The sequence below is a fragment of the Myceligenerans halotolerans genome, assembly GCF_054782975.1.
On sequence record NZ_BAAGRL010000004.1, the window covers coordinates 1 to 20,139 of the forward strand.

Genomic DNA, 20,139 nt, shown 5'->3' on the forward strand with positions numbered 1-20,139 from the left:
GTCTCAACAGCAAAGACACCCCTCACACCGCTCCTATAGCCACGACTTTGCCGAAGCCCTGCGAGGAACTTCTTCACGGTGTCATCCTTCGAAGAGGTGAACATGACGCTGGGGGGTGCTGGGGGCATGTCGGATTAGACCAGAAAGCCGTCAAAAAGCGAAATAGTTCCCAGGGGCCGATTGTTTGGTGACCGTAGCGGGACCGATCCATGGTGCACATGGGTACAGATGCCCAGGAGATCGATACCGAGGAGAATCGGCCGTTCGCAGTCGGCCACGCAGCGCCGCTGGAGGAACCCGACCTCTTCGGCGGTCGCGACGAGGCTTGCCGATGGCCTCGGCAAGCGCGCGACTCCCATAATCTCCTCTATCCCATATGTCGCATGTGCCAGATCGCAGGCCTTGCCCACGCATCCAATCAATCACCTTCGGGTATCAACGACCCGATTTGACCCGCTGGGTACTCGCCGGACCTGTCGTGGTCTGGCGACCACGCGTATTCCCCCGCTCGAAGACCCTGTGGAGGTTGCTCACAAGCGGCGTGGAATCCGCGGTTTTCGGCGTCCTGGCGGTAGACTGACAGGGACAATCACGCCGGGTCAGGACCACTCCTCCAACCCGGCGTGCGCCTGAAAGACGAGGAGCTACCCCGCCCGTGACAGAGCGAATCGACGGCGGCTACGACGCCGGGAACATTACAGTCCTGGAAGGTCTCGAGGCCGTTCGTAAGCGACCGGGCATGTATATCGGCTCAACCGGTGAGCGAGGGCTCCACCACCTGGTCTACGAAATTGTGGACAACGCTGTCGACGAGGCCCTCGCAGGGCACGCGACCACCATCGACGTCACGCTGATGGCCGACGGCGGCGTGCGCGTGATCGACGACGGCCGTGGCATCCCCGTGGCGATGCATCCCACCGAGGGCAAGCCGACCCTCGAGGTCGTCATGACGATCCTGCACGCCGGCGGCAAGTTCGGCGGCGGCGGATACGCGGTCTCCGGCGGCCTGCACGGTGTCGGCATGTCCGTGGTCAACGCCCTGAGCACTCGCTTCGTCTCGGAGGTCGTCCGCGACGGCTACCACTGGAAGCAGGAGTACCGCGACGGCGGTGAACCGATCAGCGGGGTGCAGAAGCTCGAGCCGATGGCCGACGGCGAGCACACCGGTACCACCCAGACGTTCTGGGCCGACGACTCGATCTTCGAGACGACGGAGTACGACTTCGAAACCCTGCGGACGCGCTTCCAGCAGACGGCGTTCCTCAACAAGGGTCTCGAGATCACGCTGACCGACGAGCGCGCCGGCCACGCCGGGAACGAGGACGAGGTCACCGGCCAGATCCCTCAGGTGACCACGGAGATGCTCACCGACGGAGATGTCGCCGGCACGATCACCACGACGGACGCCGACTCGGCCCCCGCCGACGACGGGTCCGGTGCGCCGAGCGGTCCTGGCGCGTCGCCGAGCACGCCTGGCGCCCGGACGGTCACCTACAGGTACGACGGCGGTCTCGTCGACTACGTGGCGCACATCAACTCGGCGAAGAAGGTCGACCTGGTCCACCCCCAGGTCGTGTCCTTCGAAGCGGAGGACGAGGGGAAGAACATCGCGGCCGAGGTCGCGATGCAGTGGACGAGCGCGTACAGCGAGTCGGTGCACACCTTCGCCAACATGATCTCCACGCCGGAGGGCGGCACCCACGAGGAAGGCTTCCGCACCGCGCTGACCAGCCTGGTCAACACCTACGCGCGCGACAAGGCCATCCTGAAGGAGAAGGACGACAACCTCACGGGCGACGACATCCGCGAGGGCCTCACGGCCGTCATCTCCATGAAGCTGAGCGAGCCGCAGTTCGAGGGGCAGACCAAGGCGAAGCTCGGGAACACCGAGGCCAAGACCTTCGTCCAGCGCGTGGTCCGTGAGCAGCTCACCGACTGGTTCGACGCGCACCCGAACGAGGCGAAGGACATCATCCGCAAGGCGCTCCAGGCGAGCCAGGCACGGATCGCGGCGCGCAAGGCGCGCGAGGCGACGCGTCGCAAGGGGATCCTGAGCAGCGGTGGCATGCCCGGAAAGCTGAAGGACTGCCAGTCACGCCGCCCGGAGGAGTGCGAGGTCTACGTCGTCGAGGGAGACTCGGCAGGCGGCTCGGCGGTGCGCGGGCGCAACCCGCACAACCAGGCGATCCTCCCCATCCGCGGCAAGATCCTCAATGTCGAGCGCGCGCGGTTGGACAAGGCTCTCTCGAACCAGGAGGTGCAGGCGCTGATCACGGCGTTCGGCACCGGCATCGGCGAGGACTTCGACATCGCCAAGCTGCGCTATCACAAGATCGTGCTGATGGCCGATGCCGATGTCGACGGCCAGCACATCTGCACCCTGCTGCTCACGCTGCTGTTCCGGTACATGCGTCCGCTCATCGAGCACGGTCACGTGTACCTGGCGCAGCCGCCGCTGTACCGGTTGAAGTGGTCGAACGCACCGCACGACTACGTCTACTCCGACCGGGAGCGCGACGCGTTCCTGGAGGCCGGCATAGCGCAGGGCAGGCGCATCCCGAAGGAGAACGGGATCCAGCGCTACAAGGGCCTGGGCGAGATGGACTACCACGAGCTGTGGGACACCACGATGGATCCCGAGCACCGGACCCTGCTCCAGGTGACGATGGACGACGCCGCCGCGGCGGACGAGATCTTCGCGATCCTGATGGGTGAGGACGTCGAATCGCGCCGGAGCTTCATCCAGCGCAATGCCAAGGACGTGCGGTTCCTCGACATCTGAGCGATTCCGCGATCCCCGCACGATGGCGCCAGAACGGCATCGTGCGGAGTGAGCGCGGCCCGGCACCGCGTGACGAGGTGCCGGGGAGACGACAGCACGCCGTCGGACGGCGTGGGAAGGAAGAGACGTGACGGACGAGACCCCCGGCGTGGAGGACCTCCCCGACGGCGTCGGTGACGCTGCGTTGGCCGTGCACCACGGCCGTGTGGAACAGGTGGACCTGCAGCTCGAGATGCAGCGCAGTTACCTGGACTACGCGATGAGCGTGATCGTGGGACGAGCCCTGCCCGACGTGCGGGACGGCCTCAAGCCCGTGCACCGCCGCGTGCTGTACGCGATGTACGACGGCGGCTACCGGCCGGATCGTTCGTTCAGCAAGTGCTCGCGTGTCGTGGGCGACGTGATGGGTAAGTACCACCCCCACGGTGACACCGCGATCTACGACACCCTGGTCCGCCTCGTGCAGGACTGGGTGCTGCGTTATCCGCTGGTCGCCGGCCAGGGAAACTTCGGCTCCCCCGGCAACGACCCCGCGGCCGCGCCTCGTTACACCGAGTGCCGCATGGCACCGCTCGCGCTCGAGATGGTGCGCGACATCGAGAAGGACACCGTCGACTTCCAGGACAACTACGACGGCCGCACGCGGGAGCCGACCGTCCTGCCGTCGCGCTTCCCGAACCTGCTGGTCAACGGTTCCGCCGGAATCGCCGTCGGTATGGCCACGAACATCCCGCCGCACAACCTGCGCGAAGTGGCCGACGGAGCCAAGTGGTACCTCGACAACCCGGACGCCTCCCGCGAGGAACTGCTCGAGGCGCTGATGCAGCGCATCAAGGGGCCGGACTTCCCGAGCGGCGCCCAGATCCTGGGTAGCAAGGGGATCGAGGAGGCGTACCGCACGGGCCGCGGGTCGATCACCATGCGCGCCGTGGTGAACGTCGAGGAGATCCAGAACCGGATCTGCCTGGTCATCACCGAACTGCCGTACATGGTGAACCCCGACAACCTGGCCGCGAAGATCGCGGACATGGTCAACGAGGGGCGGATCCAGGGCATCGCCGACATCCGTGACGAGACGTCGGGCCGGACCGGCCAGCGGCTCGTCATCGTGCTCAAGCGTGACGCGGTCGCCAAGGTCGTCCTGAACAACCTGTACAAGCACACGCAGCTGCAGGAGAACTTCAGCGCGAACATGCTCGCGCTGGTCGACGAGGTCCCGCGAACGCTCAGTCTGGACGCGTTCATCCGGCACTGGGTCACCCACCAGATCGAGGTCGTCCGTCGGCGCACCGCGTTCCTCCTCAGGGAGGCCGAGGACCAGATCCACATCTACGTGGGCTACCTCAAGGCGCTCGACGCGCTCGACGACGTCATCGCTCTCATCCGCCGCTCCCCCGACGTGGACCAGGCGCGCAGCGGGCTGATGTCACTGCTCAGCGTGGACGAGGTCCAGGCGAATGCCATCCTCGCGATGCAGCTGCGCCGGCTCGCTGCGCTCGAACGGCAGAAGATCCTCGACGAGTACGCGAAACTCGAGGCGCTGATCACCGACTACCGCGACATCCTCGCCCGGCCCGAGCGGCAGCGCTCGATCGTCGGCGAGGAACTGGACGAGATCGTCGGGCGGTACGGCGACGAGCGCCGCACCATGATCCTCCCGCATCTCGGGGACATGTCCGTCGAGGACCTGATCCCCGAGGAGGAGATGGTCGTCACGATCACGCGCGGCGGATATGCCAAGCGGACGCGCAGCGACAACTACCGCCAGCAGAAGCGGGGCGGCAAGGGCGTGCGAGGGACGCAGCTGCGCGAGGACGACATCGTCGACCACTTCTTCGTCACGACGACACACCACTGGCTGCTCTTCTTCACCAACCTGGGTCGCGTCTACCGGGCAAAAGGTTATGAGCTGCCCGAGGGCGGCCGGGACTCGAAGGGCCAGCACGTCGCCAATCTCATGGCGTTCCAGCCGGGTGAGCACATCGCGCAGGTGCTGGACATCCCCGACTACACCGCGGCGGACTATCTGGTCCTGGCCACGCGACGAGGCATCGTCAAGAAGACCCGCCTCGAGGAGTACAACTCGCCGCGGTCCGGCGGCCTCATCGCGATCAACCTGCGTGAGGACGAGGAAGGCCGCCCGGACGAACTCGTCGCCGCGCGGTTGGTCAACGCGGACGACGACCTCATCCTCGTCTCGCGCAAGGGCCAGTCGATCCGGTTCAATGCCTCCGACGACATGATCCGGCCGCTCGGCCGAGCGACGTCGGGCGTGACGGGCATGAAGTTCCGGGACGACGACGAACTGCTCGCGGCGCAGGTGGTCACACCGGGGACCGACCTGTTCGTGGTGACCGAGGGTGGCTTCGCCAAGCGGACCCGCATCGACGAGTACCGCGTGCAAGGTCGTGGCGGTCTGGGCATCAAGGTGGCGAACCTGGTCGAGGCACGCGGAGACCTTGTGGGGGCACTGGTCACAGATGCGGATGACGAGGTCCTCGTCGTCATGGAGCGTGGCAAGATCGTCCGGTCCGCCGTTGCCGAGGTGAACCTGACCGGTAGGAACACGCAGGGAGTAACCTTCGCGAAACCGGACAAGGGCGATCGGATCATCGCCGTGGCGCGTAACGCGGAGCGCAACCTCGAGCAGGAGGAAGCCGAGCCGGAGGACGGCCCTGACGGGCCGCCGAGCGGCGAGGTGGGTGCGGACGGCGTTACCGTGGACGGTGAGGTACCTGGCCCCGACGACGTTTCGAGCACCCCAGAGCAAGAGAGCACCGGACGCGAGGACAGCTGATGACAAGCGGCAACGACACCGGACAGGGCACCGGATCGGCGACGACGAAGCTCGACGACGAACTTGAGAAGACCCATGTCCGGGAGGGCGCCTCGCCGGATTCCGGATCGTCGGGCGCCGTCACGGACCCGGCGTCGACCGAGAACGGCCAGGACGACGCGAAGGCGGCGGAGACGGTCGTGAACCGTCAGGATGCCGTCGAGGAGCCCTCAGGGGGAACGGTGACCGAGAGGATCGCGGCGAAGGCGGAGCCGGAGGCTCCGGACGCGCCGGCTGAGGCTCCGGCGGCAGAAGCCTCTGGGAGCGCACCCGCTTCGGCACGGCCGGAAGCGGAGCCCAGGCCGGACCCCGGTGGCTTCTGGCGTTCGGCCTACGAGGCCGGTACGGGCGCTTCCTCGTCCCGTTACACGGCGGATTCTGCCGCGGGGTCGAACGGCGCGCCGGAAAGTCCGGCGTCGTCCCTCGGCTCGGCCATCGACAACGCGGCCGCGTCGGCGAAGCCCGAACCCGACGACATCGAGGACACGACCAAGCCCCGGGTGGTCACCCGCGAGGCCCTGCCGCCGAGCCCGCCCGGCGAGGCGTGGCAGCGTGTGTCGGCCCCGAATGCCCGCGAGGTGCCGACGGCGGAGCCGAAGGCCGCGACGGCGAACGAGGCCACGGGACAGAGCGGCGACGGCGAGGACATGGCGGCATCCGTGAAGCAAGGTGCGGTCAAGGCGGCGCAAGCGGCGCTGGCGGCCGCCCGGAACGCGGCGAGGAAGGTCTCCTCGGCGATGCCCGAGGCTCCTGCGGCGGAGACGGATCCGCAGCCCGCCCCACCGACTCCCCCGGAGATGCACTACGCCGCCGGGGCAGTGCGGGGCACGGCGTCCGTGCCCGTCGAGGAGACGGTTCCGGTCGGCTCGACCGGCCGGCCGGACGGCGACACGACGCCGGGGCCGGCACCCGGCGTGGCGTCGCGTCCGAGCGCGGGTCCGCGCCGGGTGCGCCTGGCGATCTCACGGATCGACCCGTGGTCGGTCATGAAGCTGGCGTTCCTGCTGTCCGTCGCGATCGCGATCATGACCGTCGTCGCGACCGTGGTGTTCTGGTCCGTGATCGACAGCCTCGGGGTGTTCGACAACGTCCAGACGTTCGTGACCGACGCCATCGGCGAGGAGACGAACTTCAACGTCATGCAGTACGTCGAGTTCGAGCGGGTCGTCTCACTCTCCACGCTCGTCGCCATCTGCAACGTCGTCCTGCTCACGGCGCTGGCCACGATCATGACGTTCCTGTACAACATCACGGCGGCCTTGGTGGGCGGCGTGCACATGACGCTCACCGACGACTGAGCGACGAGATCGGTGGCGTCCCTCGTGCGACGAGGGACGCCGCTCCTCGTCCCGGCGTATCTCACACCAGCAAGTTGGCCGGATCCACGATTTCGGTTTGGGGCAGAGCCGCTCGCTGGGGTAATGTCTGGGTGCTGCCAGAGAGCGCCTGTCCGGTCGGACGGGTCTCCTGCGGCAGGCTCGGGGATATAGCTCAGGCGGTTAGAGCGCATCGCTGATAACGATGAGGTCCGAGGTTCAAGTCCTCGTATCCCCACCCACAGAAAAACCCCGCCTGACCAGGTGTTATACACCGGATTCAGGCGGGGTTTCTCGTTCCTCAGTCGTCGGTTCCCGTGTCTCGTGCCCCCCGGGTGCCCCCCGGGTCGTCATTGAGGCGGTTCAGGCCCGCCCGGTCGGCGCTCGTTCCGAGGAAGTGCAGGTACCTGTTCGTCGTCGCGATCGACTCGTGCCCGCACCATGCCTGCACCGTTCCCGGCTCCACGCCGCGTGTGAGCCAGAGGCACGCGGCAGTGTGGCGCAGGTCGTGCAGTCGTCGGCCTCGGCCGGTACCGATGTCGATCCCGGCGTCGTCCTTCTTCGACCACGACAGCATGCGGAGCGTGTGTGCTCGCCAGAGCTGACCGCCGCCCGCCGGCGTGAACAGCAGGTCGTACGGCCCCTTGCCCTCCGCGAGGTCGCGGACGATCAGCAGCACCCGGTTCGCCAGGGGTACCCGGCGGCTCCGGCGGCTCTTGGTGGCCTTGAGCGGGTGCCCTTCGGACTGGCTCCGGCGGACCATCAGACCCGGCGTGGGCACCTCGACGAAGTCGGCGACCTGCATCACGCGAGCCTCACCCCAGCGCAGCCCCGTCCACGCCATCACGAGCAGGATGTTCGCGAGGCGTTCGTCCTTCGCCTTCCAAGCCAGGTAGGCGGCCTCCAGCTCGCCCTCCTCGAACGGGTCCATCTCTTCGACCTCCTCCGAGCCCTTGGGCACCTTCACGCCGGTGACGGGATTCGCGCGGATCAGCTTCTCCCGGACGCACCAGGAGAAGAACGGGGACAGGCTCGCGCGGAACCGCTTGACCGACGACTCCTTGAGGCCGCTCGCGAGCAGCTTCTCGAAGGCGCGTGCGACCTCGCGATCCGAGACGGCCGACAGGCGCACATTCTTCATGCTCGTCGGCATGAGTCGGATCATGTTCTTGTCCGACTCGTACGTCGTCGATGCGACCGTCGTCTTCCGGGTCACGATCCAGCGTTCGAGCGCCGACTTCACGGGTTCCTTTCCCGCTCTCGGGTCGACACCGCCGCGCAGGGCGGCCTGCTCCCGGCGGAGCCATTCCTGCGCTTCGGTCTTGGTGTCGAACACCTGAGAATCGACATCGATGCGACCGTTCTTCAACTTCGCGCGCCAGCGCTTGCCATGCTTGACGATGCTCATCAGGCAGCCACCTCTTCCAGCCAGGCCAGCAGGTCGGAGCGGCGGTATCGCGGGATTGAGGGGGTCAGCCAGGTAACACGGGGTCCCTTGCGGGCGAGGCGCCAGCGGCAGACAGTCGAGGCGGCGACCTTGAGCCACGCGGCGACCTCCTCGGTAGTCAGGTACTCGTCGGGCATGGCAGCTCCGTTCTTGGTGTCGTCGGTCCGGCGGTTCCGCGCGGTGCGGATGTCGGTCGGCGTGCTCATGGCGGTGTCTCCTTGCACGTGCGGGCGGGGGTGGCGTACCTGCCGTACGCGCCGTACAGCGGGCGCGTTCGTGCAGGTGGCGGCAGATTTTTGGGGTGTACGGCAGGTGTACGGCGTGTACGGCACCGGGGTTGGCGTACGGCACGTGTACGGATCGCGGTACCGCGTGCCGTACGCCAGGAAACCGGGTGTGACCTGCGGGTTTGGTCGGGGTGTACGGCGCGTACGGCAGGTACGGCACCTCCCCCTGACCGGGGCGGGGTCAGTCGGTGGGGATGGGCGGGCAGTACCGGTTCCAGGCGTCGGTGAACGCGCCGCGGTGGTAGCCCTTGGCGCGGCCGGTGGGGAAGGTGATGTTCGCCGAGGCGATGCCGAACTCGCGCAGCAGGTCGGCGAGCTGGCGGGGGGTCAGCCCGGCCTTGCCGTAGGTCTGCCACGGGGCCTCGTCGTCGAGCTTGAGCCGGTCCACCAGCGCGGCAGTGGGCAGGGCGTCGGCGTCGGCGAACGCGGCCCGGCAGTCCGCGAGCAGGCGGGTCTGGATCGACTTGGTCGCCGACGCCTCCCGCGCCTCGGACAGCGCGACGGCGGCGGCGCGTGCGGCGTCGGGCCAGTCACCCCCGGCCTCGTCGGCGACGGCGATCAGGGGTTCCCACAGGTCGGCGGCTCGGTCCTCGATCGGCATCGGCGGCGTGGCCAGCTCCAGGTCACGCATCTTGGAGCGCATCCACCGGGCCAGGTCCGCGCGCAGCTTGTCCAGCCCCGGCCGGTCACGCCGCACCCGGTACGGGGCGACGGTCTCGCCGGGGGCGCGGCGTCGCATCACGACGACGACGGCGCGGTCCTCGATCGTGTCGGGCATCTCCCCGATGCCCGCCAGGGCCGCCATGGCGAAGGTGGACAGGCGCTCGACCTTCCGGATGCCGGCGTCGTAGCGCAGCGTGTAGCCCTCACGGTCGAACCCGCCGTTCAGCAGGCCGCGCAGGTCCTCGTTCTCGCCCGCCTTGGGGCCGAACACGGTGTCGGCCTCGTCCATCAGGATCGTGGGCGGGTCGTTCTCGTCCTCCGCGATCGACCGGTACATGGCCGAGGGCGAGACGTTGATCGACATCAGCGGCCGGTGTGAGAGCGCCTGCACGATCTGCAAGAGCCTCGACTTGCCGCACCGCTTCTCCGGCGCGCGGATCACCAGGCGCGTGGCGTGCGCCCACGCTGGCGCCGCGTGGGTGGCGGCGGCCCACAGGACCACACCCGTGAGGGCGTGCTCGTCGGGCAGGATGACGTACTTGCGGAACGCGGCGGCCACCTGGTTCAGCAGGGCAGCGCCATCGGCGGGCGGTTCGGGCTGGACCAGTGGGGCGCTGGTGGCGGTGACGGTCACGGTGTGCTCCTTGTTCGCGGCGGGGTGCTGGTCGGAGTGGGTCATGACTGGTCCTCGCCCTCGTCGTCGGCCTGGTCGTCGGTCTCGTGCTGGCGGCGGTTCTCGAGTTCGCGGGCGACACGTGCGGCCTCGGCAGCGGTGCCCTCGTCGTCCCAGCCGCCGTCGTAGCCCTGGCCGTACATCCGGCCGGGGTCGTCGTCGGGCACGATCCGCACCACGGGTACGGGGGTGAGGATGTGGTCACGGATCGCGGCGGCCTGGTGGGCGTACAGGGCGAGGTCGGCGGCGTGGGCGCTGCGGGTGGTGGCGATGTGAGCGCCGCAGATGCAGCGCGCCTGCCAGTCGGCCTGGCAGTGCACCTCGTCGGGCAGGTTCCAGCGGGCATGACGACGCAGGATCTCGGCGAGCTGCCCGCGATCCAGCGCGGCGGCCAGCGCCCGGGCGGCGACCGAGCGCCAGTAGGCGCGGGTGCGGGGCTTGCGCCGCTCCCACGGGATCGACCCATCGGGGCGGGTGTACGCGGCCTTGGCGCCGCGCTCCAGCGGGCTCGGGGTGGTCATCGGTCGGTCTCCTCGTCGTGGGTCCGGCGGGCGCGGGTCAGGGTGTGGTTGAGGAAGGCGGCCATGTGGGCGGCGTGGACGCGCTGTGTCAGGGCTGCGGTGTAGATGGCCTGAGCGCGGGAGTGGGGAGCGAGGATCGCGCGGCGGTGCAGGTCGGCCACGTCGATGGCGGCGAGCTGTTCCATCAGCCAGGCGGCATCGGCCAGGACGTCCTGGGAGGCGTGGCGGGCCAGGGCTTCGGCCAGGAACACGGCGGCTTCCTGACTCGGCTTCGGGGCGTTCATCGGTGGTCTCCTGTTCAGGCGGCGGTGCGGGGGTTGTTGGCGCCTCGGCGGAAGCCGGAGCGGATCGTGGCGGCGGCCTCGGCCTCGGAGAACGGCGGGTGGTCGGGGTCGCCTACGGGGATGCCGAAGTGGACCGAGGCGGCCGAGAGGAGCGCGTCGTAGGCGTCGGGGGCGGGTAGGGCGCCTCCGGCGATGAGCTGGCCGAGGGCGACGGCGGAGCAGAACAGGCCGTGGTTCCGGCCGCCCTCGCCCAGCTCGCGGACCTTGCGGACCTCGCCGTTGACGGCGGCGGCGACGTACCGGGGCACGTTCGCGCCCAGGCGGGGCGTGATGTGGACCGTGCCGGGCGTCGGCGGCGTGGGAGACGACGGCGCCAGGCGTTCCGCGATCCACGCGGGCAGCTCGGCGACCTCGGTCGAGTCGGTGACCTCGTAGGCGCGTCCGCCCGCGAGGGAGGGCGGGGCGACGACGTAGCCGCCTCGGGCGCGGGTGTCGATCAGCCAGCCCAGGCGCCCGGCGGAGTTGCCCAGCTCGGCGCCTGGTTCGGTGGCGGGGCGGCGGTAGTAGCGGTGGATGCCGCCGGAGGGGGTGGTCACGGTCCAGGTGGCCGGCAAAACCGTCCCGGCCTGGTCGGCGAGGTCGGCGAGCACGGCCTCACCGGTGGTGACGCCACGGCTGGACCAGTGCTGCGGTGTCTTGGTGTCGGGCTTGGCGATGTCGGTGTCCACGACGAGCAGGCCAGAGGGTCCGGTCGCGATCCCGATCCCGAACGGCCGCGTGGACCAGGCGCGGGTGATCCGGTCGAGGTCATCGGTGGCGCGCTGTTCCCAGCCGGTGTGCCCGTTCCGGCACCACGGGTCGGTCCGGTCGCAGTCGGCGGCGGTGTGGCGCGGGGTCGCGGGGCGCTTGGTGCCCGGGGTCAGGGGGAACACGTGCCAGCCGTTGGTGGCGTATTCCAGCGCGGTGGCCAGGAGGGTGGCGTGGTGCTTGTCGGCCAGTGAGCTACCGGCGTGGGTCGTGGGGTTCATGGCGTGGTCCTTCCTGTGGGTCGTGACCGGTGGTGCGGGTCCGGCGGCCGGGGGTGCAGCCCGGCCGCCGGACACCGGGCGGGGGCTACTTGTTCTTGAGGGGCTTGGTGGTGCATCCGGGGTGGACGAGCACGCGGCTGTGGAGGATCCGGGCGTGGAGGATCCAGGTCTCGCCGTTGCGTCGCGGCTTGCCGCAGGCGGGGCACGGGGTACCGGTGGCGGGCTGGCTCATCAGACGTTCTCCTTTAGGCGGGTTGCGGGTGTTTTTGGCATGGGCCGAGCTGGGGGCCGGGCGCTAGTGCTAGTGGGGCGCCCGGTCCCGGGCGGGGTGGTTCAGGGGGCGGGAGAGGGGGTGTAGCGGGCGGGGCCTAGCGGGCTACATCCGCGTGATTCTGCGGTTCTGGCCGCTAGTCGCGGGGCTAGCGCTAACCGGCCCTCCCCTAGCGTCGAGATGCCTGGGGGCGGGTGCCGGTGATCCACCAGGCGGCGACCGCGTCGTGGTCGTCGGGGTCGGGGGCGTCGTCGAGCATCGCGGCGAGCACCCCGGCGGCGAACGTGAGGGCGAAGGCGGCCAGGATGGCGGTCCCGGCAGGGCCGGTGAGCCAGTCCAGGTCAGCGACCAGGCCGAGCAGCGCGACGGCGAGGGCGCCCAGCATGACCATGTAGGTGATGTGGCCGAGGCGGCGCAGGATGGCAGTCAGGGTGCGGCTGGTGGTGGCGGTCGCGATGGCCTCGGCAAGCTCCGCGTCGCCCAGCAGGGCCGTGGTGTCGGGGTGGGTGGTCATGGTCAGTTCACCTCCGCGAGGGCGGGCGTGTCCGCCGTGGTCGTGCCGGTGTCGGCCGCGTGGGCGGGCGTGGTGTCGGTGGTCGTGTCCTCGGTGGTGTCCGTGGTGGTGTCCGTGTGGCGGGTGTCGCGGACGGTGGCGAAGTCGCGGCGTGCGGTGCGGTCGGTGACCTGGTGTCCGGCGGCGCGAAGTGCCTCGATCGCGTCGCGGGAGTCGGCGGACGGGTTGGCGTCCAGCAGGGCGGACACGATGGCGCGGCGGGCCGCCTGCCCGTTGGGCGCGGGGGTGGTGGTGCGGGTCTTGCGGCCACGGACACGGGCGGTCGTGGCACGGGGCTGTGTCCGTGTGGTGGCGGCGGACACCAGGGCGGGCGCCGGGGCGGTCATGTCCGCGACCTCCGCCTCGATCGCGGCGGCGGCCTTGTCCGCGTACGTGTCCGCGCCCGACACGGACACCAGCGCGGGTGTGGCGGTCGGGGCGTGTCCGTCCAGGACGGCAGCGAGGCGGGCACGGTGGGCCACGTGCAGGGCGGCGAGTTCCGCGTCGGCGTCGGCCTGGGCCTTGACGGCGTCCACGTGGGCGGCGCAGTGCGCCCGCATGTCCGCCGGGGCGACCGACCGCAGGGCAACCGCACGGGCGCGGCGTCGGCGGCGTGCGGCGGCGGCGAGCTGGCGGCGGGCGGCCCGCGTGCCGGTGTGGTCGGCCTGGACCCGGTACAGGTCCTCGGTCGCGAGGAACAGGGCGTGCATGCGCATGGTGGCGCGCATTCCGGACCAGGAGGCGCCGGTGGCGAGGTGCCGGTCCCCGATCAGCGCGAGGTGCCACATCAGGGCGGCCAGGAGCGGGGTGAGGAACCGGAACGCGGCGGCGCCGAGGGTTTCGGCGAGGGGCGCGTCGGCGACCAGCTCGTGCCACGCGGCGAACACCCCGGAGGTGGCGGACAGTGCCCAGGTGAGGGTGAGCAGGATGCCGCCGGGCCGGTTGTCCCGCGCCGCCTCCCGCGCCAGCAGGGCGACCGTGACGAGGGACAGTTCGAACACGCCCGTGCACACGTAGGCGAGCCAGGGGCTCATGTGGAGCACGTCGGTGCCGAAGGCGACCATGGCCAGGTAGGCGGTCAGGGTCGAGACGACCGCGACCGCGACGGCGGCCACCAGGGCCGGGCGAGGACGGCTGTTCGTGGTGGTGTGCATCGTTCAGACCTCCTCGGGCTCGTTGCCGGACAGCTCGGCGACGATGTCGTCGCGGGCGATGCCGGGCTTGTTGATTTGGCCGCCGTCGATGCGGCGGTTGACCTGGCGGGGGCGGATGCCGTGGGGCTTGAGGGCGCCGTTGACGTTGCGGCCGGTCCAGCCCTCGTACAGGGCGGGGCGGTCGGCGGCGAGCATGTCGGCCAGGTCGTCGGACCAGACCTTGGGCTCGTCCCCCGGCCACACGGCCAGCAGGTGGTCCAGGATGGTGGACTGGTCGGTGTCGGCAGGCTCGTCCCCTGCGGCCATGCCGGTCAGGGTCCCGGCCTTGAGGCGGGCGGCCCGGGCCCGGTCGGCGATGGTCTCGGCGAGGGGCGCGTCGATGTAGGCGGTACGGACGATCACGGGGTCGTCGCCCTCGCCCACCATGTACGCGACTCCGAGGTCCTTGCGGGAGAACGTCGTCGCGCTGTACCCGGCGGCGTACATGCCGTCTCCGAGGACCATGTTGTTCTCGCGCCAGCCCATGACCTTCAGGCAGAACCGCAGGACTGCGTTGGCGGAGACGCCTACGGGGATGGACTTGTCGTCCGGGCGCTGGGTGGCGAGCCACACCATGATCCCGGCGGCGGGGCCGCGCCTGACGAGGTCCTCGAAGATGGCGCGGAGTTCCTTGCCTGCCTCGGGGTTCTCGAACATGACCTGGGTCTCGTCGTACGCGGCGAGGATCGGGTGCAGGCCGAGGGCCTTGTCGGAGGCGAGTTCGTCGGTGACCTTGCCCTCGGGGCAGCGCGGGTCTCCGGCGAGGTCGGTGCGGATGACCTTGTAGCGGCGCATCATCTCCTTCTGCATGGCGCGGGCATCGGCCAGCAGGGCGTTGACGTCGTCGGGGTCGTCCCCGGACCGGTAGTAGTGGGCGACCTTGCCGAGGGGGGCGAGGTCGGCGCCGCCGCGCAGGTCGTGCACGTGCAGCTCGACGCGCGGGTCCAGTGCGGCGGCGAGCAGCAGCAGGCGCAGGGTGAAGGTCTTGCCCATGCGCGGGATCGCCCCGACGATGCCCGAGGCGTAGATCAGCGTGGTTTCGACCTTCCGCCCGCGCTGGTCCACCCCGACCGGGATGGGCTCGAACAGGTTCACGCGCCCGGTCTTAGCCAGCGGCCACGGCGCGGGCTTGGACTGGCTCAACGAGCGGTCGGCCACGTACAGGACGAGGCGGCCCTCGTGGGTGTCGGGGTCGCCCTCGGGCCACACACACCCGATCGGCCGGCGCAAACCAGACGCGAGCTGGGAGCGCTTCTCCATGACCTGCGAGGCGGTCGCGCCGGGCGGGAGGTCGATGTCGGCGCGGTATCCGGCCCCGTCGCGCACGATGGGCGAGACGAACCGCAGGGCGGCCGGGTCGGTCTTGACCTGGTTCAAGGCGGCGATCCCGAGGACGGACAGGGCCTCACGGATGAGGCTCTGGTCCAGCGCGGGGACCTTCGCGCTTACGGCGGAGTTGTCCACGATCCGCCCGTCACGCTTGCGCCCCAGCAGGCCGAGGACGCTCACGACGACGACGGCGGTTCCGGCCTGGACCAGATCGGAGGCGGTCGAGGCGACCACGATCACGCCTGTGGCGATCGCGCCCGCCCCGGCGGCCAGGACCACGCCGCGCCCACGAACCTGGGCGCGCCGGTCCCGCGCCATGCGCAGATACGCCTCCGGCGTCGCGGCAGACGCCATCAGCGCGCGGCGCACCTCGACGTTCTCGGAGTCGGCCGCCCACCGCCACGCCGTGGCGATCAGACGGCCCGCCCCGACCGGCGCGCGTCCGGCCAGGCGCACCGCGTAAACAGGCAGGCGCACGGTGTGGAAACCGGCGGTGTGTCCGGCGCGGGCCGCGTAGTGGCGGCACGTGTCCAGCAGCTCCGACCGGGACCGCAGCCAGCCGGGGACGATCTGGTGGGGCCGGTCCGGGTCGCGCTGCTCGATCACCCGAGGCGCCCGCACCTCCACGTCCTCGTCCGACGCCGCCGGGGCGGGGGAGGGGATGACCTCACCCGTCAGGGCGTTGTCCTCCCCCGGCGCCACGGCGAGGGCGTCCGCGCCGGGCATGTCCTCATCCGACGCCGCAGCCTCGGGGCCGGTGGTGTCGGTGCCGCCGTAGACGAGGGCGTGAAGCTCCGCGTTGTCCGGCAGGCGCTTGTCATTGCTGTTGCTCATCAGGCAGCCCTCCCCGGGGCGGTGGTGTTCTCCCACTGGTCCAGCCACGACGGCAGCAGCACCCCGCCGCCGGTGGCCTCGTCGGGCCAGCCCTGCCGGGCGGCCAACCACTCACGCTCGAACCGCTCCAGCGACGGGCGACCGACGCGCTCGAAGTGCTCGACCAGCTCGGCCGACGCGAACGCCTCGACGCGGGCGAACGGCCCGGTCATCAGCGAGTAGGAGTCGATCCCGGCCGCCATGCCGCGCCGGTTCAGAAACCGCGCGTTCGTCGCGACCTCGGCCGCCTCGTAGGCGGCCTGCACGACCAGGTCGAACTCAGCTCGCATGAGCGACCACTCGGCCGCCGCGTGCTCGAAAATCGGCGATCCCATCAGGCACCCGCCACGCCGGAGACGGCCTGCACCAGCGCGTTCAGCGCGGACTGGAACCCGTCAAGGATCTGCGGACCCCACGCCGTGGCGGCCAGTGCCAGACCGAGCAGCACGCCCAGCGCCCACGAACCGGCTGCCACACGCTTGAAGTAGAAGCCAGCGACCGAGGCGACCACCAGCACGAAGAACAGAGACATCTCAACCATGGGTTTCTTCCTCTCAGGCAGCGGTCGGCGACGTCGGGACGGCGACCAGGGAACGGGAACGGACACCGGGCAGCGCGATCACACGCACGCGGCCCGGCTCAGAAACACGACGCGCCGCCCTGCGCACACGCAGAACGGCACTCAGACGGGACACCGCACGACGGTGAGCCCGCACAGACAGCTCCGAGGGAAACGCCGCAATGCGGCACTCCGCATCGACGACCGACCGCTCAGCCGCGATCACAGACCACTCGTCCTCGATCGCGGCCAGGTCCGACAACGTCGGCTCGGCTTCCACTGACATGACTTGCCTCCCTTGATCGATGGCCAGGCTGGTTAGGTTGACCAGTCAGCCTGTCCGACATGAATGTTGCACAGGCTGGCTAGTCACGTCAACCTCTGTGGCGAACTTGGCTAACTTGGATGTGCATATCCGGGTATCGTGGGGAGCATGGACTCACTCGACCCGGACGACCCTCGCCCCCCGTTCCAGCAGGTCGCGGCCGCACTCCGCGCGGCGATCCTCACGCGAAAGATCGAGCCGGGGGACAGGCTCCCGACTCAGAAGGAGCTCGCCGACCGCTACGGCGTCGCGCGTGCGACGGTTCAGCAGTCGCTACGCCTCCTGAAGGACGAAGGGCTGGTGATGTCGCGCCAGGGCAGCGGCATGTTCGCTCGCGAGCGTCCGGTGAAGGCTGTGGGGCTACAGCCCCACCTTGAAGCCGCTTTCGAGGTCGACGACGTCCGTATCGACTTCGTCGGCTACACCTCCGAGAGCCTGAATTTCGTGCTCGTCGAGCCGCTGAACAAGATTCGTTCAGGGCGCCTAGAGCCCAAGTCGATCCGCATCCGTCTGCTTGTCGCCGACATGACGAAGCCGCACGGGTTGCCCGTGGCCACGAGTGGCGACGAAGACGAAAGCGCGCGTGCGCGCGCTCGCATGGCAGGCATCGGGGCGCGCAATGCTGGCGCAATCGCCGATGCAGTCGGCGAACTCGGCGAACTCGGCCTCGTTCCGAACGTAAAGGTCGAGACGCGGTCCTTCGCTTCATCACCCTTGTTCAAGGCGTATCTGATCAACGACTCTGAAGCATTCTTCGGCTACTACCCAGTCGTAGAGCGCGATGTCCAGATGAACGGCGATACGATCCGCATCTTCGACCCCAAGGGTAAGGACGCAACACTGTTCCACCACGCCGACGACGGCGACCCGGAGTCGATCGGCTCACTGTTCGTCGCCCAAACGAAGACGTGGTTCGAGAGTGTTTGGAACACTGTCGCGGTGGAGGTTGAGCGGTGAGCAAGGCGACCGATCTGCTTGTCACGGCTGAGGCAGTACTCCTCGACTTCGACGGCCCTGTTACGCCTCTCATGCCGAAACCAGCGAACATCGAAACCGCGGATGCCTGCCGCGCCGCGCTTGAACGGCACGGCATCCAACCGCCGATAGAAATCGCCACGACGTCAGACCATCTCGCCGTGATCCGGTGGGTCGGCGCTCACACTCGCGAAGCATTGACCGAGGTTGAGAAAGCGTGCATTGCCGCCGAGGTGAAGGCGGCAAAGGCGTGTATTCCGACGCTCGGAGCGCACGAATTTATCGCCACACTGAGCAGGCACAGCGTCCCCGTCGTGGTTGTTAGCAATAATGCCGCCGAGGCTATTCATGCCTATCTCGATCGCCACCAACTCGCGGGCCCGGTCCGCGATGTGGTCGGACGGCCAGTGGGTCACCCTGAGCTGATGAAGCCAAACACGTACCTCGTCGACAAGGCACTACGAATTCTGGGCACGGCGCCGGAAGCGGCGGTGATGATTGGCGACTCGGTGTCAGACGTTGAAGTGGCCCACAAAGCCGGAGCGCGCTCGATTGGGTACGCGAAGAACCCAAAGCGCGGCGACGAGCTCGCGGACGCGGGTGCTGATGCGCTCATCTCGACGATGACGGAACTCGCCGAGGCGTGGCCTGAGTGAGAGCGCGTCAGCGACGCTGATGTGCGGCAGCTCGGCGCCTCTCGGGGCATTGGAGCTGTGCCCCCCCGGTGCCCCCCGAGGGTGCAATCTCACCGTACCGATGCACGCGATGCACTCAGAATCCAGTGCCAGCTCAACGTGAGCTGGGCGAACGAGCGTTTGTTGCGAGGCTGAACCAGTACTGATAACGATGAGGTCCGAGGTTCAAGTCCTCGTATCCCCACTCGACCTTGAGACCGGTATGGCCTGGCGGCCATACCGGTCTCGTCGTGTTCTGTGGGGGCGGAGCCCCCACGCCCCGCCCCGGGGGCACGCCCCCGGACCCCCACCTGAGTGCGTTCGGCGGGAGCGTGCGGGTCCGCGTCGGGCGAATCGCCGCCCTGGCACCTGAACCGTAGGTTCCAGTCGTACGATCAGGCGATCCCGGAACGAACCGCCAGCGCGAGAGGCCGAGGTGATAAGGGGATGGGTCCAAGCAATCAGGGTGATGGGATGAGCCTTCGCATCACGGTTGTCGGGGCAGGCGTCGTCGGCCTCTCCATCGCTCACGAGCTCGCGTCTGCTGGGCACCACGTGACAGTGGTTGCCGACGCAGCCACGGCCGACACGGTCTCGGCCGTATCCGCCGCGTTGTGGTTCCCCTATCGAAGCGAGCGATCTGCGCGTGTCGAGCAGCTCTTGCAGCGCTCGCTGGTGCGGTTCACTCAGATGGTCGAGGTCCGCGAAGCGAGCGTCGAACTGCGTACAGGGATCGTGGTCGAACGCGTCCCGAACCCCGACAGGTCGTGGATGCGTCTGCTGCCCGATGCCGCTCCGGCGGCGCCGGACCAATTGCCTCCGGGGGCGCTCTCGGGAGTACTGGCGACAGTCCCCTTCATCATGATCCCGCAGTATCTGCCGTGGTTGCTGGCTCGTACGAGCGAACTGGGTGTGAGGTTCATCCGTTGCCGGATCGCCGACCTCGCCGAACTGCGAGACACGACCGACGTAGCGGTGATCGCTGCCGGGATCCGCGGCGGCGAGCTTCTCGGCGATGATCCGACGATGTACCCGGTTCGCGGGCAGATCGCGCGCCTGGCGAACCCCGGACTCCGGGACTGGATCACCGACGAGAGCAACCCGGACGGGCTCACCTACGTGTTCCCGCGCAGGGACGATGTCGTCATCGGTGGCGTCGCGATCGAAGGATCCTGGGACACGGCCGTTCGGGCTGACATCCAGCGGGCAATGATCGTCCGTGCCCAACGACTTGTCCCTGCACTGGCTGGCCAACCGGTTCTCGGTGCGGCCGCCGGGATACGACCGGCCCGACGGACTGTCCGGATCGAGAGCGTTCTTGGCCACGCCTTACCGGTGATTGCGGCATACGGCCACGGTGGCGCCGGTGTCACGCTTTCGTGGGGGACTGCCGAGGCAGTCGCCGAGCTGGTGTCGAATCTCCGCTAGATGCATTGCGTTCACTCGGTTGCGGGTACGGGATATCCAGTAGGTGCTGGGGCCTATTCTTGCTGTGGATGGGTGACAAGTCAGTAAGGCGTACTTATCGTGGGACGGCGTGCCGGGCAAGG

Annotated in this window: 18 protein-coding genes and 1 tRNA gene; 7 read left to right on the plus strand and 12 right to left on the minus strand. The window is 69.1% G+C overall.

Features of this window, described 5'->3' with window-relative positions:
• The first annotated feature begins 655 nt into the window (after nt 1–655).
• From gyrB to ACYVK5_RS00920, 4 genes are all read left to right on the plus strand, one after another.
• Nucleotides 656–2,782: a DNA topoisomerase (ATP-hydrolyzing) subunit B gene (gene gyrB / locus ACYVK5_RS00905; RefSeq protein WP_460701408.1), complete on the plus strand. Its 2,127-nt coding sequence runs from the start codon at nt 656–658 to the stop codon at nt 2,780–2,782.
• A gap of 127 nt (nt 2,783–2,909) precedes the next feature.
• Entirely contained in the window at nt 2,910–5,579 is a 2,670-nt protein-coding gene (gene gyrA, locus ACYVK5_RS00910) for a DNA gyrase subunit A (protein ID WP_460701409.1), read from the plus strand.
• Complete coding sequence (locus ACYVK5_RS00915) at nt 5,579–6,916, plus strand: DUF3566 domain-containing protein (RefSeq protein WP_460701410.1); 1,338 nt, start codon at nt 5,579–5,581, stop codon at nt 6,914–6,916. The genes gyrA and ACYVK5_RS00915 overlap by 1 nt, the downstream gene beginning before the upstream one ends.
• A gap of 182 nt (nt 6,917–7,098) precedes the next feature.
• A tRNA-Ile gene (locus tag ACYVK5_RS00920) sits at nt 7,099–7,172 on the plus strand.
• 63 nt (nt 7,173–7,235) lie between these two features.
• On the opposite strand, the gene ACYVK5_RS00925 is transcribed toward ACYVK5_RS00920, so the two are convergent.
• The 12 genes from ACYVK5_RS00925 to ACYVK5_RS00980 all read right to left on the minus strand — a co-directional run bounded on the left by ACYVK5_RS00925 (nt 7,236) and on the right by ACYVK5_RS00980 (nt 16,597).
• Nucleotides 7,236–8,342, minus strand: a complete 1,107-nt coding sequence (locus ACYVK5_RS00925; protein ID WP_460701411.1) for a tyrosine-type recombinase/integrase — start codon at nt 8,340–8,342, stop codon at nt 7,236–7,238.
• Nucleotides 8,342–8,587, minus strand: coding sequence for a helix-turn-helix transcriptional regulator (locus ACYVK5_RS00930; RefSeq protein WP_460701412.1), 246 nt, complete (start codon nt 8,585–8,587; stop codon nt 8,342–8,344). The genes ACYVK5_RS00925 and ACYVK5_RS00930 overlap by 1 nt, the downstream gene beginning before the upstream one ends.
• Before the next feature lie 262 nt (nt 8,588–8,849).
• Nucleotides 8,850–10,010, minus strand: coding sequence for a DUF3631 domain-containing protein (locus ACYVK5_RS00935; protein ID WP_460701413.1), 1,161 nt, complete (start codon nt 10,008–10,010; stop codon nt 8,850–8,852).
• A complete protein-coding gene (locus ACYVK5_RS00940; RefSeq protein WP_460701414.1) occupies nt 10,007–10,525 on the minus strand; it encodes a hypothetical protein in 519 nt (172 codons plus the stop codon). Before ACYVK5_RS00940 ends, ACYVK5_RS00935 begins: the two co-directional genes overlap by 4 nt.
• On the minus strand, nt 10,522–10,809 hold the full coding sequence (locus tag ACYVK5_RS00945; protein WP_460701415.1) for a hypothetical protein: 288 nt from the start codon (nt 10,807–10,809) through the stop codon (nt 10,522–10,524). Before ACYVK5_RS00945 ends, ACYVK5_RS00940 begins: the two co-directional genes overlap by 4 nt.
• 14 nt (nt 10,810–10,823) lie before the next feature.
• Nucleotides 10,824–11,837, minus strand: coding sequence for a bifunctional DNA primase/polymerase (locus tag ACYVK5_RS00950; RefSeq protein ID WP_460701416.1), 1,014 nt, complete (start codon nt 11,835–11,837; stop codon nt 10,824–10,826).
• An 85-nt stretch (nt 11,838–11,922) separates the two neighbouring features.
• Nucleotides 11,923–12,069, minus strand: a complete 147-nt coding sequence (locus tag ACYVK5_RS00955) for a hypothetical protein (protein ID WP_460701417.1) — start codon at nt 12,067–12,069, stop codon at nt 11,923–11,925.
• Between the two features lie 208 nt (nt 12,070–12,277).
• Nucleotides 12,278–12,622: a hypothetical protein gene (locus ACYVK5_RS00960; RefSeq protein WP_460701418.1), complete on the minus strand. Its 345-nt coding sequence runs from the start codon at nt 12,620–12,622 to the stop codon at nt 12,278–12,280.
• Nucleotides 12,623–12,624: 2 nt separating this feature from the next.
• Nucleotides 12,625–13,815 carry a hypothetical protein gene (locus tag ACYVK5_RS00965; protein ID WP_460701419.1) on the minus strand — a complete coding sequence of 397 codons (1,191 nt, stop codon included), beginning with the start codon at nt 13,813–13,815 and terminating at the stop codon, nt 12,625–12,627.
• Nucleotides 13,816–13,818: 3 nt separating this feature from the next.
• Complete coding sequence (locus tag ACYVK5_RS00970) at nt 13,819–16,017, minus strand: hypothetical protein (protein WP_460701420.1); 2,199 nt, start codon at nt 16,015–16,017, stop codon at nt 13,819–13,821.
• The gene (locus tag ACYVK5_RS00975) at nt 16,017–16,391 is read right to left on the minus strand and encodes a hypothetical protein (RefSeq protein ID WP_460701421.1); all 375 of its coding nucleotides are present in this window, start codon (nt 16,389–16,391) and stop codon (nt 16,017–16,019) included. The genes ACYVK5_RS00970 and ACYVK5_RS00975 overlap by 1 nt, the downstream gene beginning before the upstream one ends.
• Entirely contained in the window at nt 16,391–16,597 is a 207-nt protein-coding gene (locus ACYVK5_RS00980; RefSeq protein ID WP_460701422.1) for a hypothetical protein, read from the minus strand. Before ACYVK5_RS00980 ends, ACYVK5_RS00975 begins: the two co-directional genes overlap by 1 nt.
• Before the next feature lie 451 nt (nt 16,598–17,048).
• Here ACYVK5_RS00980 and ACYVK5_RS00985 point away from each other — a divergent pair, with 451 nt between their 5' ends.
• The 3 genes from ACYVK5_RS00985 (at nt 17,049) to ACYVK5_RS00995 (ending at nt 20,017) form a co-directional block, all read left to right on the plus strand.
• Nucleotides 17,049–17,897 carry a GntR family transcriptional regulator gene (locus tag ACYVK5_RS00985; RefSeq protein ID WP_460701423.1) on the plus strand — a complete coding sequence of 283 codons (849 nt, stop codon included), beginning with the start codon at nt 17,049–17,051 and terminating at the stop codon, nt 17,895–17,897.
• Nucleotides 17,894–18,571, plus strand: a complete 678-nt coding sequence (locus ACYVK5_RS00990) for an HAD family hydrolase (RefSeq protein ID WP_460701424.1) — start codon at nt 17,894–17,896, stop codon at nt 18,569–18,571. Before ACYVK5_RS00985 ends, ACYVK5_RS00990 begins: the two co-directional genes overlap by 4 nt.
• A gap of 492 nt (nt 18,572–19,063) precedes the next feature.
• Entirely contained in the window at nt 19,064–20,017 is a 954-nt protein-coding gene (locus ACYVK5_RS00995; protein WP_460701425.1) for an FAD-dependent oxidoreductase, read from the plus strand.
• The last annotated feature ends 122 nt before the right edge of the window (nt 20,018–20,139 follow it).